Origin of the sequence: Sphingomonas jinjuensis, from assembly GCF_014197105.1 — a bacterium.
GTDB classification, from domain to species: domain Bacteria; phylum Pseudomonadota; class Alphaproteobacteria; order Sphingomonadales; family Sphingomonadaceae; genus Sphingomonas; species Sphingomonas jinjuensis.
Window position 1 is genome coordinate 190,710 of record NZ_JACIEV010000009.1, and the last position, 26,921, is coordinate 217,630.

The window sequence follows — 26,921 nt, forward strand, 5'->3', positions numbered from 1 at the left end:
CGTCACTTCACGGCGTCGCCAGCAAGGGCGCTAGGCGACGGCGCGATCCGCCCCTGCCACGCCTTGGGTCGCGATTGAAAGCCCCGAAATCGCGCAGCTCGCAAGTTGTAGCGCGAGAATCGACTCGGCACCCTGGTTACGATTGAGCCCGGTCGGCATCAGGCCATCGAAACAGCCGCCATCGGCCGGCGACACGAGCGGCAGATCCAGGTCGTTGAGGCCGAGGAACCAGCCATAGGCCTTCTCCGCCTCGTCGGCCCAGCGCTTGTCGCCGGTAGCCTTGTACGCGGCGATGCACGCCTCGACCGTTGCCTGCGCTTCCAGCGGCTGCTGATCGAACTGCAGCGGTTCGGCATAGGGCCGGTGGAAGCTCTCGGTGCCGACCGCGCGGAAGCGCCCCTCGGGCGACGTCTGCTTCGACACGATCCAGTTCAGCGTCTCGATCCCGCAATCGATGAGATCCTGGCGACCGAGCGAGGCACCGGCCACGATCAGCGCCTGCGGCAACCGGGCGTTGTCATACGCCAGGACGATCTCGAACCAGCTCCACTCCGGCCGACGCGCCTCTTCCAGCAGGGCGAGGTGGGCGTCGGGGAAGCGCTGCAGGATCGATCGGGCGAGCTCATGGCCCGGACGCGCTTCGAGCATCGCCGCCGCGCCGAGCATCGCGAACGACTGGGCGCGCAGGCTGCCCAGATCGAACGCCAGGCTGGCGGTGGCGTCGAACATCACCGTCGCCCAATCGCGGTGCTTGGCATCCTGCGCATCGCGCGCGGTCACGCCGAGCGCCCACAGGGTGCGACCGTTCGAATCCTCCGACCCGACATCCTCGCACCAGCTGCGATCGAAGCGCATGAAGTTGCGGAAGCGCTGAGTTTCCGGGTTCCACGCGAACTGCACGAACGAGGCGTAGATCGTCGTCCACTTGTCGCGCTGGATCGGATCGATGTCCTGCATCGCGCTCATCAGCATCAGCGCGCGGGCATTATCGTCGATGCAATAGCCGTGGCGGCGATCGGGCACCGAATAGATCGAGTGCTGAAGCATGCCGGTGGCGTCGCTCATGCGCTCGACCGCCGCAAAGTCGGGGGCCAGCGGTCGCATTACGGATGCCCTCGATAAACGACGCGGCTGTGAATCAAGTGCCATTCGGAATTGCTCCACCGTCGCTTCGGCCAAGCGCGGCCAGATCATCGTACGTCCACGCGCATAGGCGCGCTGCGACAGCCGCTCGCGATCGCGGCGGTTGGACAGCAGGCGGTCGATCTCGCGCGCGAACGCGGCGACGTCGCGGAAATCGACCAACACGCCGTGACCATCGGCAAGGATTTCAGTGGCATGGACATAGGGGGTGGAAACCACCGCCTTGCCGACGCCGACCGCATAGGACAGCGTGCCGCTCGTGATCTGCGCAGGGTTGAGATAGGGCGTTGCGTAGATGTCGGCGGCCTGGAGATAATCCAGCAGCTCCTCGGTCTCGACGAACTTGCCGACGAACTGGACGTTGTCGGCCACCCCCAATTCCTCGGCGAGCGCCTTCAGCCGATCGCGATAGGCTTCGCCCTCGTGCGCGACGAGGTTGGGATGGGTGGCGCCGAGCACCGCGTAGAGCAACGTCGGATGCCGCTCGACCAGCGCGGGCAGCGCCTCGATGATCGTCTCCAGCCCCTTGTTCGGCGCGAGCAGGCCGAACGTCAAAACCACCTCGCGCTCCGCCCAGCCGAAGCGCTCCTTGCGCATCGCGGGATCGATCAGCTCGCGATCGGGCACGCCGTGCGGGATCATCGCGATCTGCCGCGGATTGGCAGCGTAGACGCGGGTCAGGATATCGCGGCCGCGCTCGGCCATCACGATGACGCGCGATGCGCGGCGCAACAGGCCTTCCATCACCCGCCGCTCGTCGGCGCTCGGCTTCTCGAGGATGGTGTGGAGCGTCACGATGACCGGCAGCGTCGTGCGATCGAGCAGGGCGAGCAGATATTCGCCCGCGGGGCCGCCGTAGATGCCGTATTCGTGCTGGACCAGGATCGCCTGCGCGCCGCTTGCGTCGATCCGACGCGCGGCCTCGATATAGGCGCCACGGTCCTGCTGGACGATCGTACCGACCACCGCTTCGGGATAGTCATAGGATTCGTCGCGATCATCCATCGCATAGACGTCGACCGCCAAGTCCGGAAAGCGCGTCCGCAACGCGTCGTAGACATCGGTCGTAAAGGTTGCGAGCCCACACTGGCGCGGCAAGAAATTACCGATCAGCGCCACGCGTTCGATAGCCTGCATCGATCCGTCCACCCCACATCTTCCTTTCGTCGATACGGAATGCCCGCCAAGCGAAGCTGTCCCGTCCCTGAACGAACCTTTGATTGGCAAGATGGTTGCATGAATGGTGCGATGCAACAAAATAGATCGCGCTGATTGCGATCAACAACCCGGCACGAACGCTCAGCCGCGGCCGCGATACGGCGCAACCCCCTGGTCGGGCAGCCACAGGTCCTGCGGCGGCGCGGCGCTCTGCCAGAACACGTCGATCGGGATGCCGCCGCGCGGATACCAATAGCCGCCGATCCGCAGCCACACCGGCTTCATTTCCGCGACCAGGCGCTCGCCAATGCCGACGGTGCAGTCTTCGTGAAAAGCGGCATGGTTGCGAAAGCTGCCGAGGAAAAGCTTCAGCGACTTGGATTCGACGATCGTCTCGCCCGGCACATAATCGAGGACGAGATGGGCGAAATCGGGCTGCCCCGTGACCGGGCACAGCGAGGTGAATTCGGGCGCGGCGAAGCGGACCAGATAGGTCCGGCCGGGCCGCGGGTTGGGGACGTAATCGAGCACCGCCTCTTCCGGGGAAGCAGGCAGCGCGCTGTTCTGGCCGAGGTGCATGGGGTTCATGCCGCGCCAGATAGAGGGATCGGACGGATCATGCCAGTTCGCCCATGCGAACGCATCGCGCGCTGGTGCGTTCGCGCCTACGTGACCACTCTCATCCCTATTCTCGGCGACCAGCTGTCTCTCGACCTCTCCTCGCTGAAGCGCGTCGGCAAGGCCGATGCTGTCCTGCTGATGATGGAGGTGACCGACGAGACCGGCTACGTCCGCCATCACAAAAAGAAGATCGCCTATATCCTGTCGGCGATGCGTCACCACGCGGCGGCGCTGCGCGAGGCGGGGTGGCAGGTCGACTATGTGACGCTCGACGATCCCGACAACAGTGGCAGCTTCACGAGCGAAGTGGCGCGGGCGGTCGAGCGACACGCACCGGCCCGCCTCATCGTCACGGAGGCGGGCGAATGGCGCGTCCAGGCGATGCTCGACAGTTGGGAGACGCTGTTCGGCCTGCCCGTCGAGATCCGCGCCGACGATCGCTTCATCGCCACCCACGCCGAATTCGCCGCCTGGGCGGAGGGTCGCCGCGAGCTGACGATGGAGTGGTTCTATCGCGAGATGCGGGTGAAGACCGGGCTGCTGGTCGACGACAAGGGCAAGCCCGTCGGCGGCAAGTGGAACTTTGACAAGGAGAACCGCAAGCCAGCGCAGCGCGACCTGACGATGCCGCGCCCCCTGTCGTTCGCGCCCGATGCGATCACCCGGGACGTGCTCGAACTGGTCGCCGCCCGCTTCGACAATCATCCGGGAACGCTCGACGGTTTCGACTTCGCGGTCACGAGGGCCGATGCACTGCGGCAGCGGCGGCACTTCCTCGATCATGCATTGCCGGATTTCGGCGCGTACGAGGACGCGATGCTGACCGACGAGCCGTATCTCTGGCACTCGGTCCTGTCGCCCTACGTCAACTCGGGACTGCTCGATCCGCTGGAACTGTGCCGGGCGGTTGCCGAGCGCTACACGGCGGGCAAGGCGCCGCTCAATTCCGTCGAGGGCTATATCCGCCAGATCATCGGCTGGCGCGAATTCATGCGCGGCATCTACTGGCGCGAAGGTCCGGACTATGTCGACCGCAACTTCCTCGGGCACGAACGCAATCTGCCCGGCTGGTACTGGACCGGCGACACCGACATGCAGTGCCTGCAGAGCGCGATTCGCGGCACGCTGCAGAACGCCTATGCCCATCACATCCAGCGGCTGATGATCACCGGCAATTTCGCGCTGCTGATCGGCGCCGACCCGAAACAGGTCCACGAATGGTATCTGGAGGTCTATGCCGACGCCTATGAATGGGTCGAGCTTCCCAACACGCTGGGGATGAGCCAGTTCGGCGATGGCGGGCTCGTCGGGTCCAAGCCGTACATTTCGTCGGGCGCCTATATCAACCGCATGTCCGATTATTGCGGTCGCTGCCGCTACGACGTCGGCAAGCGCATCGGCGAGGACGCCTGCCCGTTCAACGCGCTCTACTGGGATTTCCTGGCGCGGCACGAAGACAAGCTGGGCCGCAACCGGCGCCTGTCGATGCCTTATCGCAACTGGGCCAAGCAGGGCGAGGCCGATCGCCGCGCGACCCGCCGCCAGGCCAAGAGCTTCCTCGATTCTCTCGACGCGAGCGGACCCGGCGGATACTGACTGGGGCCATGGAACCGCTCGTCTCCACCGGCTGGCTCGATCAAGAGCGCGGCGCCCGCGAACTCGCGATCCTCGATTGCACCTATGTCGACAAGGCGACGGGACGAAACGCTCGCGCTGAATATGACGCAGGCCATATTCCCGGCGCGGTGTTCCTCGACCTGACCGAGGTCGCCGATACCGACAGCCCGCTGCCGACCATGCTGCCCTCGCCCGCGAAGTTCGCCAGCCGGCTCGCCGCGCTGGGCGTCGGCGATGGCATGCGGGTCGTGCTCTACGACGACAGCCCGTGGCGCACCGCGGCGCGCGCCTGGATGATGTTCCGCAGCTTCGGCATGCCCGATGTCGCGATCCTCGACGGCGGCCTCGCCAAGTGGCGCGCCGAGGGCCGCCCGCTCGACGACGAGCCACCCACCGTCCGCCATCCGCACCTGACCCCGCGCGACCGCAACGTCGGCGTGCGCGACCTTGCCGCGATGCGCGATATCGTCGAGCGCGGCACGGCCCAGGTCGTCGACGCCCGCTCGGCGGCGCGCTTCACCGGGGCCGAGGCCGATCCCCGTCCCGGCGTCGCGCCCGGCCATATGCCCGGCGCGGCCAACCTGCCCTACACCCGGCTGTTCGCCGCCGACGGCACGTATAAGCGTGGCGAGGAGCTGGCGGCGGTGTTTGCCGAGGTCGGCATCGACTGGCAGCGTCCGCTCGTCGCGACCTGCGGCTCGGGCGTCACCGCTTCGACCATCGCCTTCGCGGCGCACCTGCTCGGCCACGACGTCGCGGTCTACGACGGCAGCTGGACCGAATGGGGCGCGCAGGCCCACACGCCCAAGGTCACCGGCGCATGAGCGGCGATCGCAACCGGCCGATGGGCGATTCGACCCGCGTCGTCGGTGCCGGCAGGCGGCCCGAATGGACGCAGGGGATCGTCAACACGCCGGTCTGGCGTGCCTCCACCATCCTCTACGACAATGTCGCCGACCTGCGCGCGCGCGGCGGGCCGGACACGCACCATCGGCTGTTCTACGGCCGCCGCGGCACGCCGACGCAATGGACGCTCGCCGATGCGCTGACCGAGCTGGAACCGGGCGCGGAAGCGACGTTCCTCTATCCCTCGGGCGTCGCGGCGGTATCGGCGGCATTGCTGTCGGTATTATCGCCGGGCGACGAGCTGCTATGTACCGACAGCGCCTATGATCCGACGCGCTCGTTCGCCAGCGGCTTCCTGAAGCGCTTCGGCGTCACCACGCGCTACTACGACCCGCTGATCGGTGCCGGCATCGCCGACCTGATCGGCGACAAGACCCGCGCGATCCTGATGGAAAGCCCCGGCAGCCTGACCTTCGAGGTTCAGGACGTCCCCGCCATCTGTACCGCCGCGAAGGCGCGCGGGGTGACGACCCTGCTCGACAACACCTGGGCGACGCCGCTGCGCTTCCGCGCGATCGAGCATGGCGTCGACCTAACCATCCTGGCCTGCACCAAATATGTCGTCGGCCACAGCGACGTGATGCTGGGATCGGTGACCGCGGCCGAGGGGCATTACGCCAGCCTGCGCGACACCAGCTTCCAGCTGGGCCAGGTCGCCAGCCCCGACGACAGCTGGCTCGGCAGCCGCGGCCTGCGCACGATGGCGGTTCGGCTCGACCGACACGAGGCCTCGGCACTCCAGATCGCGCGCTGGTTGGCCGAGCGGCCCGAGGTGGCGCAGGTGCTCCACCCCGCCCTCCCCTCCTGCCCCGGCCACGACATTTTCATGCGCGACTTCGCCGGCGGTGCAGGGCTGTTCGGCTTCGTTCTCGCCGACGGTGGCGAGCGCGAGCGGGCGGCGCTGATCGATACCCTTCGCCTCTTCGGCATCGGCTACAGCTGGGGCGGGTACGAAAGCCTGGCGATCCCGGTCGATCCGGCGCGCTATCGCACCGCGACCAAGCCCGTGTTTGCCGGCCCGCTCGTCCGCCTCCAGATCGGCCTCGAAGATCCCGCCGACCTGATCGCCGACCTCGACGCGGGCCTCGCCGCCTATCGCGCGGCTTTGGGCGCGTGAACGACGTCGTCGCGTTCCTCACCGCGCGCGGCATTCCCATCCCCTCGCGCGTCGATGCGATCGAGATGGCCATTGCGGGCGGGCTCATCCTCCTGTGCCTTATGCTCGGCGTGCTCGCAGGGCGCAACGTCGGGCCGCGGATTGCCGGCTGGTGGCAGGCGCACGTCGCCAATCATGTCGAGGGCCTTGCCCCGCGCCTCGCGCTGATCACCCGCCACGGCGTCGCCGCACTGGCGCTGAGCATCGTCGCCGTGGCTCACCCGTGGAGCGGGCTGGCGGCGCTCGAGATCGGTCTGGCGCTCGGCGCGGCAGCGATGCTGACCGCGCACCAGGTCCTCCGCGGCCTCGGCATCGCGGCCTGGGCGGCGTGGACGGTGGCACTGATCCTGTTCGTCGCGCTGTTCAGCCGCTCGGTCGGCGGCCTGACCGCGCTGACCGACACGCTCGATGCGGTCGGCTTCGACGTCGGCAAGCGACGCCTGTCGCTGCTTGGCGTGACGGTGGCGATGGTGATCGTCATCGGCCTGCTCGCACTGGTCCGCCTCGCCAACCGCGTGATCGGCCATTCGATCAGCCGCTCGCGCTCGCTCGACCCGACGCAGAAGCTGCTGACGCAAAAGATCGCCGGGATCGTCATCGTCGTCTCCGCCTTCTTCGTCGGCATCGACCTGCTCGGCATCGACCTGACCGCGTTCGCCGTCTTTTCGGGCGCATTCGGCCTGGCGGTCGGCTTCGGCTTGCAGAAGACGATCGGTAATCTGATCGCCGGCATCATCCTGCTGATGGACCGATCGATCAAGCCGGGCGACGTCATCGTCGTCGGCCAGAAGGGAGAGGTCGGGTGGGTCAACAAGATCGGCGTCCGCGCCGTCAGCGTCCTGACGCGCGACGGCAAGGAGCATTTGATTCCCAACGAGAATCTCATGACGCAGGAGGTGGAGAACTGGTCTTTCTCCGACCGCAACGTCCGCGTGCGCGTGCCCGTCAGCGTCGCCTACAGCTGCGACCTGAGGATGGCGCAGCAGTTGATGCTCCGGGCCGCGGCCGAGAGTCCGCGCGTGCTGAAGAGCCCCAAGCCGAACGTCTGGCTGCTCGAGTTCGGCAACGACGGCATCGAGCACGAGATATTGTGTTGGATCAGCGACGCCGAGAACGGGATCGGCAACGTCCGCTCCGACGTGCTCAACCGCCTGTGGTGGCTGTTCAAGGAGCACGGCGTCTCGGTGCCGTTCAGCCAGCAGGACATCTATATCCGCGGCTGGCCGAAGGAGGGCGGGCCAAACCCTTCCTGAACTACAACCCCGGCGAAGGCCGGGGCCCAGGTTCGGCGAAGGTCGTGGCAGCGCATGCCGGTCGCGGCATACCACTAGCAGCTGGACCCCGGCCTTCGCCGGGGTGGCAGCGTTGCGAAAGGATCAGTTGCCCGCCTTCGCCCGCGCGTCCTGGCCGTCGCCCTGCGGCGCGGCGACGATGTCGCGGGTGGTCGAGCCCTTGTCGACCACCGTGGTCGACGGGTCGCCGACCGACGAGCGGATGCCCGCCTCGTCCGACGTGGCGCCGGCCTCGTCGATCGTCGCGCTTTCGCTGGCGCTGCGGCGCGCCGGGCCGCCGAACAGCGCCTGCAACGTCTCGGCCTGCGCATTGGCGGTCTGCGGGTTGGTCGCGGCGGCGCCAGGCTGCGGCGGGACCAGCGCGAAATCGGGCGGGATCACCAGCGGCGCCTGGCGGGCCACGGCGAACTCGTCGGGGCGGACGCGGTTGATGCCGCCACGGGCGCAGCCCGAGAGGGCGAGCGCGGCGACCGCCACCGCGGCGACGAGCGAAACTGACTTACGCATTCGGATTCTCCGGAAGATCGCCGCGCTTGTCGCGCATCAGGAGCGCGCGGACAAGCAGGACGACGACGCCGAGCGTGATCGCGGCGTCGGCAACGTTGAAGATCAGGAACGGGCGCCAATCACCAAAGTGCAGATCGGCGAAATCGACGACATAGCCCAGGCGCATCCGGTCGAGGATATTGCCCAGCGCACCGCCCAGCACCGCGCCGAGCGCGATCTGGTCCGCCCGCGCCTTCTCGCGCGTCATCCACACCGCAACCGCCACCGCGATGGCGGCGGTGAAGGCGACCAGCACCCATCGCTGCATGTCGCTGTCAGCGCGCAGCAGTCCCAGCGACACGCCGTGATTCGCGACGAAGCGCAGGTTGAAGAAGGACGTGATCTCGCGCGCCGCGGTCAGCTCGTTCAGCTTCAGTCCGTCGGTTACGGCGATCTTGGTCAGCTGGTCGACGACGAAGGTCGCCGCCGCCATGCCGAGCCCCGCACGTGGCATAACGCTCACTGCACCACGCTCGCGCAGCGATCGCACAGCTCGCCGTCGGCCGTCACCTCGGGCAGCAGCCGCCAGCAGCGCCCGCACTTGTGATAGTCCGACCGGGTTACCGCCACCGCGTCGCCCTCATGAACGGCGGCGACGATGAACGTTTCCGCCAGCTCCTTTGCGGGCAGCGGCAGCGTGGGTACGGTCACCACCGCCTCGTTGCTCGACCGGATCACCTTCTCGCGGCGCAGCGGCTCGATCGCCTCGGTCACCGCCACGCGGAGCGCGCGTACCTCGTCCCAGTTGGTGCCGACCGGCCGGTCGCCGGGCAGTGCCGGCAGTTCGGGCCATTCGAGCAGGTGGACCGACCCATCCTCGTCGGGGAAGCGTGCCTGCCACACTTCCTCCGCCGTGAAGCACAGGATCGGCGCGGCGTAGCGGACCAGCGCGTGGAACAACGTATCGAGCACTGTGCGATAGGCCCGCCGCTTCGGATCGGTCGCGGCGTCGCAGTAGAGCGAATCCTTGCGGATATCGAAGAAGAACGCCGACAGCTCGTCCTGCGCGAAGTCGGTCAGCAGCCGCTGGTAGCGGTTGAATTCGAAGTCGCCTGCCGCTGCACGCAGCTCGGTATCGAGCATGCCGAGCCGATGGAGGATGTAGCGCTCCAGCTCGGGCATGTCGGCGGGCTCGACCCGCTCCGCCTCGTCGAACCCATCGAGCGCGCCGAGCAGGTAGCGGAACGTGTTGCGCAGCTTGCGGTACGCGTCCGACGCGGTCGACAGCACTTCCTTGCCGATGCGCACATCGTCGAAATAATCGGTCGACGCCGCCCACAGGCGCAGGATGTCGGCCCCGCTCTCGCCGATGATCTTCAGCGGATCGACGACGTTGCCGAGCGACTTGGACATCTTGCGCCCCTTGTCGTCGAGCGCGAAGCCGTGGGTCAGCACCGCGTCATAGGGCGCGCGACCGCGGGTGCCGCAGCTTTCGAGCAGCGACGACTGGAACCAGCCGCGATGCTGATCCGAACCCTCGACGTACAGGTTCGCGCGCGTCCCCTCGCCGAAGCGCGCCTCGACGGTGAAGACATGGGTGCAGCCCGAATCGAACCACACGTCAAGAATGTCCTGCTGCGGCTCGTAATCGGCCAGGCGGTGGGCATCGCCGAGCAGCGCCTGATGATCCGCGGTGAACCACGCATCGGCGCCGCCTTCGCGAAACGCCTCGACGATCCGCGCATTGACGGCGGGATCGTTCAGATAGCGCCCGGTCTCGCGATGGACGTACAGCGCGATCGGCACGCCCCAAGCACGCTGGCGGCTGATGACCCAGTCGGGCCGCCCCTCTACCATCGAGCGGATACGGTTCTCCGCGCGGGCGGGCACCCAGCGCGTCCGCTCGATCGCGTCGAGCGCGACCTGGCGCAGCGTGGCGGCGTTGCCGTCCACGATCGGACGCTCCGCAGAGTCGCCAGCGGCCTCACCCTCGCCCGCACCCAAATCCATCGGGATGAACCACTGCGGCGTCGCGCGGAAGATCACCTTCGCCTTCGAGCGCCATGAATGCGGATAGCTGTGCGCATAATCCTCACTCGCCGCGATCAGCGCTCCCGCCTCGCGCAGGTCGGTGCAGATCGGGCCGTCGGGGCTGACGAACTTCTTGTTGATGACCGAGCCCTGCCCGCCCAGCCACGCCCAATCGGGCCGGTACATGCCGGCGGCATCGACCGCGAACACCGGCTCGATGCCGTTCGCCTTGCACAGCTCGAAATCGTCCTCGCCGTGATCGGGTGCCATGTGGACCAGGCCGGTGCCGGCATCGATCGTCACGAAGTCGCCCTGGAGGAACGGCCGCGGCTTGGCGAAAAAGCCGCCGAGATGGTGCATCGGGTGGCGCGCCGTAGCGCCCTCCAGCACCGGCCCCTTGGCCAGAAGCTCGAACGATTCCATGCCGATGCCGGTGCGCTTCATGAACGCGGGCAGCAGCGGTTCGGCGACCATGTAGCGCTTGCCGCCATGGCCGAAGACCAGATAGTCGATCGCCGAGCCATAGGCGATCGCCTGGTTGACCGGGATCGTCCACGGCGTCGTCGTCCAGATCACCGCGATGGCGCCCGCCATCTGCGGCGCTTCGGGACAGTCGATGATCTCGAACCCGACGTCGATCTGGGTCGAGACGATGTCCTCATACTCGACCTCGGCCTCGGCCAGCGCGGTCTTCTCGACCGGCGACCACATCACCGGCTTGGCGCCGCGATACAGCTGGCCGCTTTCCGCGAACTTCAGCAGCTCGCTGACGATCGTTGCCTCGGCGGCATAGGTCATGGTGAGGTAGGGATCGTCCCAATCGCCCATGACGCCCAGCCGCTCGAACTCCCCGCGCTGCACCGCGACCCATTTTTCGGCATAGGCGCGGCATTCGGCGCGGAACTGCGCGACCGGCACCTCGTCCTTGTTGAGCTTCTTGGCGCGATAGGCCTCCTCGACCTTCCACTCGATCGGCAGGCCGTGGCAATCCCAGCCGGGCACATAGGGCGCGTCCTTGCCCATCAGCGTCTGGCTGCGCACGATGATATCCTTCAGGATCTTGTTCATCGCGTGGCCCATGTGGATATCGCCGTTGGCGTAGGGCGGGCCATCGTGGAGGATGAAGCGTTCGCGGCCGGCTCGCGCCTCGCGCAGCTTCTGGTACAGCCCGATCCGCGCCCAGCGCTCCAGGATCGCCGGCTCCTTCTGGGCGAGCCCGGCCTTCATGGGGAAATCGGTCTTCGGCAGGAAGACGGTGTCGCGCCAGTCTTTGGCTGTATCGGATGCGTCGGTCATGAGTGGCGCGTGGTGTAGCGGGGAGTGTTTACGTTATCCACAATGCAATTTGCGGCACGCGCGATGACGGATTCGGGTCAGCCCAGGAGCGCCCGCGCCCGATCGCAGTCGGCGTCCATCTGGCGGATCAGCGCGTCCATGTCGTCGAACTTGGCTTCCGGCCGGATATATTCGATCAGCGCGACCTCGATCGTCTGGCCGTAGAGATCGCCGGCGAAGTCGAAGAAATGCGGCTCCAGCAATTCCTTGGGCGGATCGAAGCTCGGGCGGATGCCGAGGTTCGCCGCGCCCTTCAACACCCGGCCATCGGCCAGGCGACCGGTGACGGCGTAGATGCCATAGGCAGGGCGCAGATAGTTGCCGAGGTCGATATTGGCGGTCGGATAGCCGATCTGCCGCCCCAGCTTGTCGCCATGCTGCACCACGCCCTGGATCGAAAACGGCCGCGTCAGCAATCGGGCCGCCTCGCGCATCTCGCCCAGGCGCAGCGCGCCGCGGATGCGACTCGACGATACCGGCTCGCCTTCGAGCAGCACGGGAGCGACGGTATCGACGCTGAAGCCATAGTCCGCGCCGAGCGCCTGGAGCACCGCGACGTTGCCGCCCTTGCGCCGGCCGAAGGTGAAGTCGCTGCCCGTGACGACCCCCGCGGCGCGCAGATTTTTCACCAGCCGCTGCGCCACGAACTCCTCCGCAGTCAGCCCAGCGAGATCGCCGTCGAAGCGGAACACCACCATCGCATCGGCGCCGGCCTCCGCGAACAAGGCCTCGCGCTGGTCAAGCGTCGTCAGCCGGAACGCCGGCGCATCGGGCAGGAAGTGGCGCACCGGATGCGGATCGAATGTGGCGACCAGCACCGGCCGCCCCGCCGCCCGCTCGACCGCGCGCGCGACGACGGCCTGGTGACCGAGGTGGAAGCCATCGAAATTGCCGAGCGCGACGACCCCGCCTGCAAGCGCATCGGGCACCGTCGCGGCGCCGTCTAGCCGCTGCATGCGCGCGCTATATCGGGCGCTTGGCGGGCGCGCCACTCCTAACCCCGTTGAGGCACCAGCCCGGCCCGGATCACGCGCAGCACGTTGCCACCCATCACCGCCCTCACCTCGGCGGGCGTGAAGCCACGGTCGAGCAGCGCCTGCGCCACGGCAGCGACATGGGCAGCGTCGAACCCGGTCGTCACCGCCCCGTCGAAGTCGCTGCCCAGCCCGACATGCGCGACACCGACGAGGTCGCGGACATGCGCGATCGCCGCGGCGACGGCGGTGGGCGCGGTCGAGCAGACCGCCGCATCCCAATAGCCGATGCCGACGACACCGCCGGTCCGCGCGATGCCGCGGATCTCGTCGTCGGTCAGGTTGCGGTTCACGCGGCAGGTCGCCTGGACGCCGCCGTGGCTGGAGACGACCGGCCGCCGTGCCATCGCCAGCATGTCGGCGACCGCGGCGTGGCTCGCATGGGCGACGTCGACGATCATCCCCTTCGCCTCCATCCGTCTCAGCACCATGCGACCGAGCGGGGTTAGCCCGCCCTTGCCCAGACCATGCATCGATCCGGCGACATCGGTGTCGAAGAAATGCGCGAAGCCTGCCATGCGGAAGCCAGCGGCATAGAGGCGGTCGAGATTGGCGGGATCACCCTCCAGATCCTGTAGCCCCTCGATCGACAGCATCCCACCGACGACCTTGGCGCCGCGCGCGCGATCGGCAAGCAGGCGATCGACATCCATCGGCGAGCGAATCACGCGCAACCGACCGTCTGACTTTGCGGCGAAGCGGTCGAGCTTCTCGGCATGATAGAGCGAGCGCTGGAGCAACGATCCCCAGGTCCGCGGCGGCTGCAATTGCGCGATCGCGAGCATCGTGATGTTGTCGCTGTCGGCACCGTTGGCGTCGTAATTCTGGTGCTTGGGCGTCTTCGTTACCGACGAGAAGACCTGAAGCGCATAGCCGCCCTCGATTAGCCGGGGCACGTCGACCTGACCGCTCGCCGACCGCTTCGTCAGGTCGCGATCCCAGAGCAGCGGATCGGCATGCATGTCGGCGACTTCGCTCGACAGCGCGCGCGCCTCGGGCGTGATGCGCAGCGGCGTCGGGGTGACGCGGTTCATCGAGCGTTCGACGATGCCGGGGGCGAACAGGAAGAACGCGGCGAGCGCCACCACGACGACCGCCATGCCGATCAGCAACCAGCGCTTCATCCCACCTCTCCGTCGCTTCGCGACGAGCATGATGGCCAATGCGACGCACCACCGCCAGCAACGAAGATCAATCGGCGCCCGATACTTCCCCGCCGATGGTAAGGTTCAGCGGACGAGTGTCACGAAGCTATAGGCTGGCCGATCGCCCTCGGCGGGAAAGTCCTCGCGCGCGATTTCGCGCCAGCCGGTGAATGCCGGCACGATCGCGTCGCCTTCCGGCCTCGCATGCACCTCGGTCAGCTCGATCCGATCGGGCGTGAAGAGCGCGAATATCTCCGCCCCCCCGATCACCGCCGCATCGCCGTCGGCGAGCGCCAGTGCCTCCTCCGGCGAATACGAAACTTCGGCGCCGTCGGCGCGCCACTCGGTGTCGCGAGTCAAAACGATATGCCGCCGGCCCGGCAGCGGCGCGGGGAAGCTGTCGAAGGTCTTGCGCCCCATGATCATCGCCCGCCCCATCGTCTCGCGCTTGAAGCGCTTGAGGTCGGCGGGAAGATGCCAGGGCAGCGTTCCATCGCGGCCGATGACGCCGTTGTCGGCACGGGCGAGGTGAAAGGTAATCATACCGGGCTGATGGACGAAGGCGGCGATGGCGTCACCCCCGCCCGCCCGCAGGCCGCGTCAGCTCGGCTCATGTTCCTTCACATATTCCTTGGGGTCCTTCTCGACCGGCTCGACGCCGTCGATGTGCGCGGCCTCGAACGCCGCGAAGCGTACGCCCAGCTCGTGGCGTTCCTCGACCGACGAATGGCGGCGGAAATCGGTGAGGCCCTGTCGCTCTTCCTCGGCCAGATGCTTGCTGTTGGCGACATTGGCCTTGCCCACCGCCTCGAACCACGCGTCGCTACCAACGGGATGCTTGTCGACGTCGGCGGCGGTGTCGCGGATGTCGTTGTGGTCCTCGATCGCATCCTCGGTTTCGTCGGCGGCCGAATCGGCGTCGTTGCCGCCGGTGCCGATTTCCATCAGCCGCGGATAGAAGAAGCGCTCCTCCGCCTCGGCATGCGCATCGAGCAGGTTGCGCAGCCGCGTCCAGATCGCGCCCAGCGCCTCGGTATCGGCGGGGTCAATCTCTTCGATCTGCGCGAACATCTTACGCTGCTGCGCATGCTCGTCGAGAATGAGTTGAGTGATGTCCATCGGTCGGTTCCTGATTTTTCGTTCGCGAGAGTGAACCGAGCGGGCCGGGGGTGGTTCCTGTTGCGAATGGATCGCGTCGGTCAGACCGCGACGGGCGCCTTGATGTGCGGCTGTGCGGCATAGTCGTGGAGCGCGATATCCTCGTAAGCATAGGCGTCGATCGACGGTGCCCGGCGAAGGATCTCGAGCCGCGGCAGCGAGCCGGGTTGGCGCGTCAGCTGCAGCCGCGCCTGGTCGAGGTGGTTGAGGTAGAGGTGGCAATCGCCCCCGGTCCAGATGAAGTCACCCACCTCCAGCCCCGCCTGGTCGGCGAGGAGATGCGTCAGCAAGGCATAGCTCGCGATGTTGAACGGCACACCCAGAAAGATATCCGCCGACCGTTGGTACAGCTGGAGCGACAGGCGGCCATCGGCGACATGCGTCTGGAACAGGCAATGGCACGGTGCCAGCGCCATCGCGTGCAGCTCGCCGGGGTTCCAGGCCGACACGATCTGGCGCCGCGAGTGCGGCTGGGTGCGGATCTGGTCGAGCAGTTCCTTGATCTGGTCGATATGGCGCCCATCGGCCGCCACCCAGTCGCGCCACTGCTTGCCATAGACCGGGCCCAGGTCGCCGCTCTCGTCGGCCCATTCGTCCCAGATGCTGACCTTCTGCTCCTGCAACCAGCGGACGTTGGTGTCGCCGCGCAGGAACCACAGCAGCTCGACGATGATCGAGCGCAGGTGCAGCTTCTTCGTGGTCAGCACCGGAAAGCCCTGGCGCAGGTCGAAGCGCATCTGCGCCCCGAAGACGGAGAGCGTGCCGGTGCCCGTACGGTCCGCCTGACGCGTGCCGGTCTGAAGAACGCGGTCCATGAGGTCGAGATACTGGCGCATGCGAGCGTGCGTATCGGGCCGGAGCCGAGTCGGGAAGCGCATCCGTGCCCCGCCCCCGCGGTCATGCTGAACTTGCTTCAGCATCTCGTGCCCCAGGCGCCTGAAACGAGTTCAGCATGACGGGGCCGAGATGATCGGCCAAACCACCGTATCGGTCTCACCTCCACGTGCGCGGCCTTCGCCTCCACGCCACGCAAAATCGTGTCCGGCTCCCTCCCCCCACCCCGCATCGCCGGTCAGGCGGATGCCGAGGCACTGTTCACCGGGCTGTCGCGATGGCGGCGCGAGGTGATGGCGGTCGCTTATCTTGATCCGGAATGGCGGCTTCTCGCGCTGCGCCACGTCGGCGGCGAGCGCGACCATCTGGCGCTGCCGATCCGCTCGATCCTGCGCGACGTGCTGGCGTGGGAAGCGGCGAGGGTCGTCGTCGCGCACAACCATCCCAGCGGCGATGCCGAGCCAAGCGACGGCGACCGCGCAGGCACGCGCCAGCTCGCTCAGCTGCTACGGGCGATCGACGTAACGCTGGTCGATCACCTCGTGATCGGCGCCGGCGTCGTCACGTCGTTACGAATGCGGGGCGCGCTGTGACGCGTCGCCCTCGGCGGCTTTCATCCGACACGGCCTGATCGCGGCGGGATCGGGGCGCGGGCCCGCCGGCTGGAATGTCGCCAGATAGCCGCCCGCGGACGGCATCCGCACCACCGATACCTGGCGATAGCCGACCGCCGCGAACTCGCAGCGCAGCAGGTTCGGCGGGGTGCCGTGGTTCTGCGTCGGGCGATCGGCGTCGACCACCACCACCAGCCCATCGGGCTTCAGCGCCGGCCGCATCCGCCAGAGGAATTCGTACGGCTGCTCGATCTCGTGGTACATATGGACCATCAGCACGCGATCGAAGCTGTCGTCGGGCAGCTTGGGATCGGCGATCGTGCCCAGCCGGACGCTGACGTTCTCCAGCCGCTCGCGCGCGACGCGCTCGGCCAGCGTATCGCGGACCGAGGCGACGATGTCCTCCGCCAGCACCCGCCCGTCCTTGCCGACGCGGCTGGCGAGGCGGATCGTGTAATATCCCTCGCCCGCGCCGATGTCGGCGACGGTCATGCCGGGCTTGATGCCGGCCTTGTCCATGACCAGCGTCGATTCGTTGACGCGGTCGCGCGCCTCCTCGCTCGACCAGCGCGACGACACGATGTGCGCGACCGGCCGGTCGGCGGCGGGGAACGGGCCGGGTTCCTCGACCTTTGGCTTGATGAGCGGCTTCGAACCGTCGCAGGCGGATACAGCGAAGACCGCCAGAGATATCAGCAACAATGGCCTATTCATCGCAAGCCCCTCCCTTCAGGGGAGGGGTTGGGGTGGGGCGAGCCTCGCAGAGCGAACCGCCTGCGTCCCCCACCCAAACCCCTCCCCTGAAGGGGAGGGGCGAATGATCGTGGGGGGTGGCCTCGCTCAATCCACGTCCTCCACCTCGACCGCCTCGCCGGTCACGCGTTGCGACAGGGCGGCGGCCATGAACGCGTCGAGATCGCCGTCGAGGACATCGCCCGGGCTGGTCGACGTCACGCCGGTGCGCAGGTCCTTCACCAGCTGATACGGCTGGAGGACGTAGGAGCGGATCTGGTGGCCCCAGCCGATATCGGTCTTGGTGGCGTTGATCGTGTTCGCCTCTTCCTCGCGCTTGCGCAGCTCATGCTCGTACAGACGCGCGCGCAGCTGGTTATACGCCTCCGCCTTGTTCTTGTGCTGGCTGCGCTGGTTCTGGCAGGCGACGACGATCCCGGTGGGCAAGTGAGTGATGCGCACCGCGGAATCGGTGGTGTTGATGTGCTGGCCACCCGCACCCGATGCACGATAGGTGTCGATGCGCAGCTCGCTGTCGTTGATCTCGATGTCGATCGAGTCGTCGATCACCGGATAGACCCATACCGACGAGAAGCTGGTGTGGCGCCGTGCCGAGCTGTCGTAGGGGCTGATGCGGACAAGGCGGTGGACGCCGCTTTCGACCTTGGCATAGCCATAGGCGCCCTCGCCCTTCACCAGCAGCGTCGCCGACTTGATCCCCGCCTGCTCGCCGGCGTGATAGTCGACCAGTTCCACCTTCATCCCGTGGCGCTCGGCCCAGCGCGTGTACATGCGCTGGAGCATTTCCGCCCAGTCCTGGCTCTCGGTGCCGCCGGCGCCGGCGTTGATCTCGATATAGCTGTCGTTGGCATCGGCCTCGCCCGACAGCAGCGCCTTCACCTTGTCCTGCTCGGCGCGCTTGGCGAGTTCGGCCAGCGCCTCGACCGCCTGCCCCTCCATCTCGGCATCACCCTCGGCCTCGGCCATCTCGACCAGCTCGACGTTGTCGCTGAGTTCGCTCTCGATCGCGCGGGTGGCGGTGATCGCCTCGTCCAGCCGGCGACGCTCGCGCATCACCTCCTGCGCCGCCTTGGGATCGTTCCACAGCGCCTGGTCCTCGACGCGCGCGTTCAGCTCGTCGAGCCGGCGGAGCGCGCGATCCCAGTCGAGGAAGCGGCGCAGCAGCGCGAGCGAGTCTTTGACGGTGTCGACGTAAGCCTGCGCTTCGGCGCGCATAGGGTTTGACCTTCTGTTCGTTCGTCACCCCGGCCTTGAGCCGGGGTCCCGCTTCTTCGAGCGGCGGGAGGCAGCGGGACCCCGGCTCAGGGCCGGGGTGACGGGTATATTGGGACGACCCTAGTAAATGCCGCCTTCCCTTTGCAAGAAGTCGCTGTCCTGCGGCGCCTTGCTCGCTGCGGCGGTCGGCGCGGCGGCGGGGGCCGGGCCGCTCTGGCGCGCGGCGCGGCGCGGCTCGCTTTCGGGCTTGAACGCTTCCCAGATCACCGGCGCCTTGGGATCGGCATCGGTCGGGAAGGTGCCGTACACCGGCTTGCCCGAGCGGCGATCGATGCGCACCATGCGGATGCCGGGCGCGGCGCGGAACGGCAGCTTCTCCAGCCCCTCATACGCCTTGATCGCGAACTGCTTGAAGATCGGCGCGGCGAACGTCCCGCCCTCGACCCCGCCCAGGCTGCGTGGGCTGTCGTAGCCGATGTACAGGCCGCCGACGAATTGCGGCGTGCCGCCGATGAACCACACGTCGGTCGGGCCGGTGGTGGTGCCGGTCTTGCCGAACATCGGGCGGTTCAGGTCGCGCAGCACGACCGCGGTGCCGCGCTGGATCACGCCCTCGGTGATGTGGACCATCTGGTACGCCGTCATCGCGTCGATCGCCTGGCGACCGCGCGTCGGCGGCCGCGGCATCGAGCGGCCGTTCCAGTCGGGTGCATTGCAGCCGTCGCATGCGCGCCAGCTCTCCGGCCAGATCACCTTGCCGTGGCGATCCTGGACGAAGTCGACCAGCGTCGGGTTGTTGAGCCGGCCGTGATTGGCGAGCGTCGCATAGGCGTTGACCATCCGCACCACGGTCGTCTCGCCGGCGCCGAGCGCGATCGACAGGTACGGCGGATAATCGCCGACATCGAGCCGCTTTAACGTATCGACCAGCTTGGGCATGCCCGTCGTCGCGGCCATGCGCACGGTCATCAGGTTGCGGCTCTGCTCGATGCCCCAGCGCATCGTCTGCGGGCCCGCGGCGCGCATGTTAGCGAAGTTGCGGAAGCATTTCTGGCCGAGCCGCGCGCCCTGATAGACGCAGAACGGCGCGTCGACGATGATCGACGCCGGCGTCATCCCGTTCTCCAGCGCGGCGGAATAGACCAGCGGCTTGATCGTCGAGCCCGGCTGGCGCTGTGCCTGCGTCGCGCGATTGAACGCCTGCAGCCGGCTGTCGAATCCGCCCTGCATCGCCAGGATCCGGCCCGTCGCGGGCTCCTCGACGACGAACCCGCCCGAAATGCGCGGGATCGAGCGGATCGCCCAGGTGCGGCTGCCCGCCGGCGCCACCGCGATGATGTCGCCGGGCTCCAGCACGCCGAACGAGGGCACGCCCTTGCCCAGCACCGGCATCTGCGCATTCTCGCGCGGCAGCGTCGCCGTGCTGCCGTCGGCGAAACCGATCGACCAGGCATCTCCCTCGCGCGCGATCACGATGGCGGCGCGCCAGTTCTTGTAATCGAGGCCGATGTTGGTGTTGAGCAGCGGCTGCTGCCAATTGTCCCCGTCGAGGTCGACGTGACGGATCGGCCCGGTCCAGCCGCGCCCCGCCGCATAGCGGAGCAGACCGTCGCGCAGCGCCTCCTTGGCCAGTTCCTGCAACCGCGTGTCGAGCGAGGTGCGCACCCACAGCCCGCCCGCATAGACGCTGTTGGCGCCATCGCGCGACGTCTCGCCGAACTTGGCGATCAGCTGGCGGCGGACTTCCTCGACGAAATAGCCGCCGACGGTCTCGAACTTGGGCGTGCGCCGCAGCACGGTGCCGAGCGGCTCGGCGACCGCCGCGTCGCGCTGGCCCTGGGTGATGAAGCCGTTGCGCAGCATCTCGCCGAGCACATAGTTGCGCCGGGTCAACGCCCGGTCGGGATGGCGGACCGGATCGTAATTCGACGGCCCCTTCGGCAGGATCGCCAGATAGGCGAGCTGCGCCAGGTCGAGCTGGTCGAGCTCCTTGTCGAAATAGGCATGGCTCGCCGCCTCGACGCCGAAGGCGTTACGGCCGAGCGCGATCTGATTGAGATACAGCTCCAGGATCTGCGGCTTGGTCAGCGTGTCCTCGATGCGGTACGCGAGGATCGCCTCCTTCAGCTTGCGCGTCGGCGAATATTCGTTGCCGATCAGCAGGTTCTTCGCGACCTGCTGAGTGATCGTCGATCCGCCCTTGGCACGGCGGCCGCTGCCGAACTTCGCGGCGTAATCGATCACCGCACCGGCGAGGCCAGGATAGTCGACGCCGTGATGCTCGAAGAAGGTCTTGTCCTCGGCGGCAAGGAACGCCTTCACCAGCAGCGGCGGATATTCGGCATAGGACAGCTCGACCCGCCGCTCGCGCGCATAGGACTGGATCGGCACGCCATCGATGCCGCGGACGTTGGTCGGCAACGGCGGCTCATAGGCGCGCAAGCTGTCGACCGACGGCAGGTCGCGGATGATGAGCAGCCACAGCACCGCGAAGCCGGCCGCCGCGATCATCGCCAGCCCCGCCAACGCCTTCACCCACCAGCGCGACCACAGCCGGGCGGCATGCACCCGGATGCCAACGGGGCGCGGCGGAATATCGGTCGGAGTGGACGCCATAGCTGGGGCGCTCGTCTAGCAGGTTTGCAAGGGGTTGCCAGCGGGGTCGGACAGGTGGGCAGTGCTTCCGCCGCACACACCGTCATGCTGAACTTGTTTCAGCATCTCTCGCCACGCGCGCACCGCTGGGTCGAGGGGATGCTGAAACAAGTTCAGCATGACGAGGATTGGCGCCTACCCCCCGGCCAGCCGCCGCGCGAAGTGGATCTCCACCGCGCGCCGCACGCTTTCCGCGATCTTCTCGCGCCCGTCGCCGCTGTCGAGGAAGGCGGCATCGACCGGATTGGAGATATAGCCCGTCTCGAACAGGATCGAGGGCATGTCGGGCGCCTTCAGCACCATCAGCGAAGCCATGCGGTGGAAGTTCGGCTTGACCGGGATCAGCGGCTTCGCCTCGCGCCCCAGCAGCCGCGCGAAGCCCGCCGAGGCGTTCATCGTCTCGCGCTGTGCCAGGTCGATCAGGATCGACGAAACGTCGGCGGCGGCATCGCCCAGGTCGACGCCCGCGATCACATCGGCCTTGTTCTCGCGCGCCGCCAATCGCGCCGCCTCCTTGTCCGACGCGACTTCGGACAGGGTATAGACCGATGCCCCCGTCGCATCGGGGGTGCCGACGCTGTCGCAATGGACCGAAATGAACAGGTCGGCATGGAGCGCCCGTGCGATGCCGTAACGCTCACGCAAGACCAGGAAGCGATCGTCGCCGCGCGTCAGCGCCACCCGCACCCGCCCACCGTCGAGCAGTGAGTCCCGGATCGCCTTGGCGATCTTCAACGTCACGTCCTTCTCGCGCAGCCCGGTCGCGGGGTTGATCGCCCCCGGGTCGACGCCGCCGTGGCCCGCATCGATCACGACGAGCGGCCGCCCCGCCTCGCCCTGCACCTTGGGCAGCGCGCGCGCGCGGCGCGGCGGCACGTCCTGCACCACCTTGTACCGCGGCGCCTTCGCGAAGCTGGCGAGGCTGAATGCCTCGACGGTGATCGGGCCGGCGGTCTTGGCCTTGGCGAAGCCGGCGGTGGTGGCGGGGGCCAATTGCACCGATAGCGCGCGACCGCCGTCGGTGAAGCTGCGCGGGCCGACCGTCGCCGGCTGCGACAGATCGAGCAGCACGCGGGTGCCGGTGCCGCGCCGATACTGGCGGATCGCGCTCACCATCCCGCCGGGCGCCATCACCGTACCCGGCTCCGTCCCGGCGACGTCGAGCGCGATCTGCCGCGGCGGCCCGAGCAGTTGCAGCCTGGCGGCATCGACCGGCACGGCGAAGCGCACCGTCACCGTGTCGCCGTCGACGCTGACCCGGCGGATCGTATCCGCCCATGCCGCGCCCGTGCCGAGCATCGCGACCAGCGCGAGCGCCGCCCCGGCGCGCCTGCTCTTGCGAAGAGCCATTGCCGCCCTTTCCCTCTTACTCCCGACGCGTCGACACCCACGCACCGCTATCAACCTTTATCTGGCCGGATCATAGTTAACGCGCGCTTGACGTCTACTGGCGCTTGCTGGCGTGCAGAGTTGCGATGGTCGATCGGCGGTGCTAGCTGTGCATGGCACCCAGTGCGTCGCGCGTAATCGTACCGGCGACGCCAGGGTTTTTCCGGCCCTTCCTGGCGCCGGATGCAACCAGGTTGACGTTCGCATGATGCATTTGCCCCTCACCGCAGACCGTACGGCTTTCGCCGACGGTGCCGGTGTGCGGCGCTTCGGGGCCTTTGATCCCCGGCATGCATCGCGAGCAGACGCATTACCGCCACCACGTCGCGCGGGTTCGCCCCGCGCCGCACATCGTCGCGCGTCCGCCCCTTCCGTTTACCGGCCGGCTGGACGCGCGTGGAGACTATTACATGACCACGCGTATGCTGATCGACGCACGCCACCGGGAGGAGACCCGGGTCGCCGTCGTCAAGGGTAACCGGATCGAAGAGTTCGATTTCGAAAGCGCCGAGCGCAAGCAGCTCAAGGGAAATATCTACCTCGCTAAGGTGACGCGCGTCGAGCCGTCGCTGCAGGCGGCGTTCGTCGATTACGGCGGCAATCGCCACGGCTTCCTCGCCTTCAGCGAAATCCATCCCGACTATTACCAGATCCCCAAGGAAGACCGCGACGCGCTGCTGCGCGAAGAGGCCGAGCATGCCGCCGAAGAGGCCGCACTGCGCGCCGAGCAGGATGCCGATGACGACGACGCCGATTACGACGACGTCGACGACGGCCATGGCGACGAGGGCGACGAGCATCACGACGAGGACGCCCCGCGCGAGGGCACGTCGAAGCGTCCGCGCAACGGCAACGACGACCAGGTCGAGGCGCTTCGCCAGCGCCGCATGAACCTGCGCCGCCGCTACAAGATCCAGGACGTGATCCATCGGCGCCAGGTGCTGCTGGTCCAGGTCGTCAAGGAAGAGCGCGGCAACAAGGGCGCGGCGCTGACCACGTACCTGTCGCTCGCCGGCCGTTACTGTGTGCTGATGCCCAACACGTCGCACGGCGGCGGCATCAGCCGGAAGATCTCGAACGCGTCGGATCGCAAGCGGCTGAAGTCGATCATGGCTGACCTGGCGCTGCCGCCGTCGATGGGCTGCATCGTCCGCACCGCCGGGCTCCAGCGCACCAAGACCGAGATCAAGCGCGACTTCGACTATCTCGCCCGGCTGTGGGACGAGATTCGCGACCGCACATTGGGCTCGTCGGCGCCGGCGCTGATCTATGGCGACAGCGACCTGATCAAGCGCGCGATCCGCGACATCTACAATGCGACCGTCGACGAAGTGATCGTCGAGGGCGAGGACGGCTATCGCCACGCCAAGGACTTCATGAAGCTGCTAATGCCCAGCCATGCGCGTCGGGTGAAGCAATATGCCGACGCGGTGCCGCTGTTCCAGCGCGCGCACGTCGAGGACCAGCTGGCGGCGATGTACAATCCCGTCGTCCAGCTGAAGTCGGGCGGCTATCTGGTTATCAACCCCACCGAGGCGCTGGTGTCGATCGACATCAACTCGGGCCGCTCCACCCGTGAGCACAACATCGAGCAGACCGCGACCGCGACCAATCTGGAAGCGGCGCAGGAGATCGCCCGCCAGCTGCGCCTGCGCGACATGGCCGGCCTCGTCGTCATCGACTTCATCGACATGGACAACGGCTCCAACGTCCGCAAGGTCGAGAAGGCGATGAAGGAAGCGCTGAAGGACGATCGCGCGCGCATCCAGGTCGGCCGCATCTCGTCGTTCGGTCTGATGGAAATGAGCCGTCAGCGGCTGCGCACCGGCGTGCTCGAGGCATCGACCCGCGCCTGCCCCCACTGCGAGGGCACCGGGCTGGTCCGCACCGCGTCGTCGGCTGGCCTGTCGGCGTTGCGCCTGATCGAGGACGAGGCCGCCCGCGGTCGTGGCTCGATCCTGACGCTGCGCGCCAGCCAGGAAGCCGCCGTCTACGTGCTCAACAAGAAGCGCGCCGACATCGCCGAGATCGAGGATCGCTACGGCGTCAGCGTCGAGATCCTGCCCGATCGCGACGAGGAAGGCGCACGCATGACCGTCGAGGCCAGCGGTCCGCCGCCGAGCCATGCGCCCAAGATCGAGGCGCTCGTCGTCGAGGAGGACGAGGACGAGATCTACGACGAGGTCGAGGTCGAAGAGGACGAGGCCGAGGAGGTCGCCGAGACCGCGCGTCGTGGTGGCGACGAGGACGAGGATCGCGGCGAGGGCGGGCGCAAGCGCCGCCGCCGCCGTCGCGGTCGTGGCCGTGGCCGCCGCGAGGATGGCACCTCCGAGGAGTCGCACGGCGAGGCCGAGGGCGACGAGGCGCCGGTCGAGCTCGAGCCGCTCGCCGCGGAGGAGATCGAGGCTACCGAGGATCCCGAGGAGCCGTCGCTCGCCGAGGTCGCCGGTGAGGGCGATGGTCGTCGGCGCCGTGGTCGTCGCGGCCGTCGCGGCGGTCGCCGCAACGGCGAGCCGCGCGAGGACGAGGCGACCGTCGCTGCGGCGATGGTCGAGGAAGTCCAGGCGATCGAGGCCGAGGCTGCCGCTGCCGAGCCCGAGGTCGTGACCCCGGAGATCGCCGAGGCGGAGGCCGCTGCGCCGAAGACTCGCCGTCGTCCCCGCGCTCGCGCTGCCGCTGCGGTGATCGACGCGGTCGAGGAGGCCCCCGCCCAGGCCGCGCCGGTTGCCGAAGAAGCGCCGGCCGAAAAGCCCAAGCGCCGCTCGCGCAAGAAGGCCGATGCGCCCGCCGCCGAGGCGGAAGCCGCCCCGGTCGCCGAGGAGGCGCCGGCCGAGAAGCCTAAGCGCACCCGCGCGCCGCGCAAGCGTCCGGCCGCCACGACCGGCGCCGAGGGCACCGAGACGATGGCCGACGCCGCCGACGGCGGGCTGGGCGGCGGTTCGACGCTGGCCTCCGCCGCTGAACCGGAGGCCGACGACGCCCCCGGCGAGGCGACCGCCGACAGCGGCGCTACCCCGCGCCGCGGCTGGTGGCAGCGCACCTTCGGCAACTGACCCAACGACCGCCGCGGCCCCCAAGCTGCGGCGGTTTTGCTTTGGGGTCGGCAAATCGGTTCGAGCCCAAGACCCGCCGCAAATACCGTCATCCCCGCGAAGGCGGGGATCCATGGCGCCGCGAGCGACTGACTAGCGGAGGCGCGTGCGGCCCGATGGATTCCCGCCTGCGCGGGCACGACGAAGGCAATGGCGGGAGCGGCGGCGCCGCAAGCCACCCGTCGCCCGGGTACCAGATCACTCCGCCGGCAGCACCGCCCCCTCGTCCTCCCGCTTCGGTGGCAGGAACGGCCTCAGCACCTCGTCCTGAAAGGTCGGCGCGACCGGTTCGTCGATACCGTAGACCGGCGGATAATGGTCGGGGAGGTGGAGCGTCCCGAGGAGTCGGTCGATCACCGGCAGCGTCGCGGCGAAGTTGCGGTCGCGATGCTCGTCGTTGGTGTGATGCCAGTGGTGGAACGCGGGCGTCGCGATCAGCTGTTCGAGCCAGCCGAAGCGCCAGCGAACATTGGCATGGACGAAGAACGACCAGAAGGTGCCGATGATCGTGATCAGCACCGGGGCAAGACCGCCCCCGCCCCCCGCCTTGTCGAGCCCGACGAGATAGAGCGGCACCAGCCCGCCGAGCCGGGTTACCAATATATCCACCGGATGCGCGCGCGTGTTGACCAGCCAATCGAGGTGGTCGGGCGTGTGGTGGATGGCGTGGAACTGCCACAGCCAGCGCGACCGATGGCACCAGCGGTGCGCCCAATAGGAGCCGAACTCGGCGACGACGAGGCCGAGAACGATCCCCAGCCACAGCGGCAGCGCCGCGACCGCCTGGGTATAGGCCGCGGGCGTGACGAACCGCACCAGTGCCGACACCGCGGCCAGCGGCATCGCCAGCAGCATCGCGGGACAGATGCCGTTGAGATAGAAATAGCCCAGATCCGCGAGCATCGCCCGCGGCTTCGTCCGCGCCTTCAGCGTGAACAATCGCTCGAGCGGCGCAAAGGCGAGCGTCAGCAGGACGAGCCACACCGTCAGGCGTAGCGTGTCGATCAACAACGGCGGCATCGGCGGCTCACTTCGCGATATTGGACCACCCGGTGGGATAGCCCCACAATCGTTGCCGCAGCGCTAACGCCAACACGTGGAAAGACCGCCCCTTCTTGCGAAGGGGCGGCCTCCCGAGGAGCGATGGCGGTCCCGCTCCTGTCTCGTGATCGATCGCTTACGCGGCGGCGAGCGCGGTCTTGCGGCTGCGGTAGCGCGAAGCGGCACCGACCATGGCGAAGCCGACGAGCATCATCGCCCAGGTGGCGGGCTCGGGGACGGCGGCGG

22 protein-coding genes are annotated in these 26,921 nt (G+C 67.9%); 6 read left to right on the forward strand and 16 right to left on the reverse strand.

Features of this window, described 5'->3' with window-relative positions:
* Nucleotides 1-30: 30 nt before the first annotated feature.
* Nucleotides 31-2,280, reverse strand: coding sequence for a glycosyltransferase family 4 protein (locus GGQ80_RS15185; RefSeq protein ID WP_183986351.1), 2,250 nt, complete (start codon nt 2,278-2,280; stop codon nt 31-33).
* A 162-nt stretch (nt 2,281-2,442) separates the two neighbouring features.
* A complete protein-coding gene (queF, locus tag GGQ80_RS15190) occupies nt 2,443-2,889 on the reverse strand; it encodes a preQ(1) synthase (RefSeq protein WP_183986353.1) in 447 nt (148 codons plus the stop codon).
* A 30-nt stretch (nt 2,890-2,919) separates the two neighbouring features.
* Here queF and GGQ80_RS15195 point away from each other — a divergent pair, with 30 nt between their 5' ends.
* Genes GGQ80_RS15195 through GGQ80_RS15210 form a run of 4 tightly spaced genes read left to right on the forward strand, consistent with a single transcriptional unit; the run spans nt 2,920 to nt 7,854 of the window.
* The gene (locus GGQ80_RS15195) at nt 2,920-4,518 is read left to right on the forward strand and encodes a cryptochrome/photolyase family protein (RefSeq protein WP_183986355.1); all 1,599 of its coding nucleotides are present in this window, start codon (nt 2,920-2,922) and stop codon (nt 4,516-4,518) included.
* 8 nt (nt 4,519-4,526) lie between these two features.
* On the forward strand, nt 4,527-5,363 hold the full coding sequence (locus tag GGQ80_RS15200; RefSeq protein WP_183986357.1) for a sulfurtransferase: 837 nt from the start codon (nt 4,527-4,529) through the stop codon (nt 5,361-5,363).
* Nucleotides 5,360-6,562 (forward strand): cystathionine beta-lyase, encoded by a 1,203-nt coding sequence (metC, locus tag GGQ80_RS15205; RefSeq protein ID WP_183986359.1) that lies wholly within the window; start codon nt 5,360-5,362, stop codon nt 6,560-6,562. The genes GGQ80_RS15200 and metC overlap by 4 nt, the downstream gene beginning before the upstream one ends.
* Nucleotides 6,559-7,854, forward strand: coding sequence for a mechanosensitive ion channel family protein (locus GGQ80_RS15210; RefSeq protein WP_343051070.1), 1,296 nt, complete (start codon nt 6,559-6,561; stop codon nt 7,852-7,854). The genes metC and GGQ80_RS15210 overlap by 4 nt, the downstream gene beginning before the upstream one ends.
* Before the next feature lie 123 nt (nt 7,855-7,977).
* Here the strand turns inward: GGQ80_RS15210 and GGQ80_RS15215 are convergent, their stop codons facing one another.
* The 8 genes from GGQ80_RS15215 to GGQ80_RS15250 all read right to left on the reverse strand — a co-directional run bounded on the left by GGQ80_RS15215 (nt 7,978) and on the right by GGQ80_RS15250 (nt 15,918).
* Complete coding sequence (locus GGQ80_RS15215; protein ID WP_183986361.1) at nt 7,978-8,400, reverse strand: DUF3035 domain-containing protein; 423 nt, start codon at nt 8,398-8,400, stop codon at nt 7,978-7,980.
* Nucleotides 8,393-8,893, reverse strand: coding sequence for a signal peptidase II (gene lspA / locus GGQ80_RS15220; protein ID WP_183986420.1), 501 nt, complete (start codon nt 8,891-8,893; stop codon nt 8,393-8,395). The genes GGQ80_RS15215 and lspA overlap by 8 nt, the downstream gene beginning before the upstream one ends.
* Before the next feature lie 5 nt (nt 8,894-8,898).
* Nucleotides 8,899-11,706, reverse strand: coding sequence for an isoleucine--tRNA ligase (ileS, locus tag GGQ80_RS15225; RefSeq protein WP_183986363.1), 2,808 nt, complete (start codon nt 11,704-11,706; stop codon nt 8,899-8,901).
* 77 nt (nt 11,707-11,783) lie between these two features.
* On the reverse strand, nt 11,784-12,701 hold the full coding sequence (locus tag GGQ80_RS15230; RefSeq protein WP_183986365.1) for a bifunctional riboflavin kinase/FAD synthetase: 918 nt from the start codon (nt 12,699-12,701) through the stop codon (nt 11,784-11,786).
* 38 nt (nt 12,702-12,739) lie between these two features.
* Complete coding sequence (locus tag GGQ80_RS15235; RefSeq protein WP_183986367.1) at nt 12,740-13,903, reverse strand: dipeptidase; 1,164 nt, start codon at nt 13,901-13,903, stop codon at nt 12,740-12,742.
* A gap of 105 nt (nt 13,904-14,008) precedes the next feature.
* Nucleotides 14,009-14,467, reverse strand: a complete 459-nt coding sequence (locus GGQ80_RS15240; protein WP_183986369.1) for a dihydrofolate reductase — start codon at nt 14,465-14,467, stop codon at nt 14,009-14,011.
* A gap of 57 nt (nt 14,468-14,524) precedes the next feature.
* On the reverse strand, nt 14,525-15,043 hold the full coding sequence (locus GGQ80_RS15245) for a hemerythrin domain-containing protein (protein ID WP_183986371.1): 519 nt from the start codon (nt 15,041-15,043) through the stop codon (nt 14,525-14,527).
* Between the two features lie 80 nt (nt 15,044-15,123).
* Entirely contained in the window at nt 15,124-15,918 is a 795-nt protein-coding gene (locus GGQ80_RS15250) for a thymidylate synthase (protein WP_183986373.1), read from the reverse strand.
* A 201-nt stretch (nt 15,919-16,119) separates the two neighbouring features.
* On the opposite strand from GGQ80_RS15250, the gene GGQ80_RS15255 reads away from it, so the two are divergent.
* Nucleotides 16,120-16,509, forward strand: a complete 390-nt coding sequence (locus GGQ80_RS15255; RefSeq protein ID WP_183986375.1) for a JAB domain-containing protein — start codon at nt 16,120-16,122, stop codon at nt 16,507-16,509.
* Here GGQ80_RS15255 and GGQ80_RS15260 read toward each other — a convergent pair.
* From GGQ80_RS15260 to GGQ80_RS15275, 4 genes are all read right to left on the reverse strand, one after another.
* Nucleotides 16,486-17,244: a class I SAM-dependent methyltransferase gene (locus GGQ80_RS15260; RefSeq protein WP_183986377.1), complete on the reverse strand. Its 759-nt coding sequence runs from the start codon at nt 17,242-17,244 to the stop codon at nt 16,486-16,488. The genes GGQ80_RS15255 and GGQ80_RS15260 overlap by 24 nt on opposite strands.
* 126 nt (nt 17,245-17,370) lie before the next feature.
* On the reverse strand, nt 17,371-18,498 hold the full coding sequence (gene prfB, locus GGQ80_RS15265; RefSeq protein WP_183986379.1) for a peptide chain release factor 2: 1,128 nt from the start codon (nt 18,496-18,498) through the stop codon (nt 17,371-17,373).
* A gap of 120 nt (nt 18,499-18,618) precedes the next feature.
* On the reverse strand, nt 18,619-21,114 hold the full coding sequence (locus GGQ80_RS15270; protein WP_183986381.1) for a penicillin-binding protein 1A: 2,496 nt from the start codon (nt 21,112-21,114) through the stop codon (nt 18,619-18,621).
* Between the two features lie 174 nt (nt 21,115-21,288).
* Nucleotides 21,289-22,503 (reverse strand): N-acetylmuramoyl-L-alanine amidase family protein, encoded by a 1,215-nt coding sequence (locus GGQ80_RS15275; RefSeq protein ID WP_183986383.1) that lies wholly within the window; start codon nt 22,501-22,503, stop codon nt 21,289-21,291.
* Between the two features lie 449 nt (nt 22,504-22,952).
* Here GGQ80_RS15275 and GGQ80_RS15280 point away from each other — a divergent pair, with 449 nt between their 5' ends.
* Nucleotides 22,953-25,595: an Rne/Rng family ribonuclease gene (locus GGQ80_RS15280; protein ID WP_246347121.1), complete on the forward strand. Its 2,643-nt coding sequence runs from the start codon at nt 22,953-22,955 to the stop codon at nt 25,593-25,595.
* A gap of 237 nt (nt 25,596-25,832) precedes the next feature.
* Here GGQ80_RS15280 and GGQ80_RS15285 read toward each other — a convergent pair whose 3' ends face one another.
* Together GGQ80_RS15285 and GGQ80_RS15290 are read right to left on the reverse strand one after the other, a co-directional pair.
* Nucleotides 25,833-26,654, reverse strand: coding sequence for a sterol desaturase family protein (locus GGQ80_RS15285; RefSeq protein WP_183986385.1), 822 nt, complete (start codon nt 26,652-26,654; stop codon nt 25,833-25,835).
* Between the two features lie 157 nt (nt 26,655-26,811).
* A partial coding sequence (locus GGQ80_RS15290) for a PEPxxWA-CTERM sorting domain-containing protein (protein ID WP_183986387.1) occupies nt 26,812-26,921 on the reverse strand: 110 nt, incomplete at its 5' end.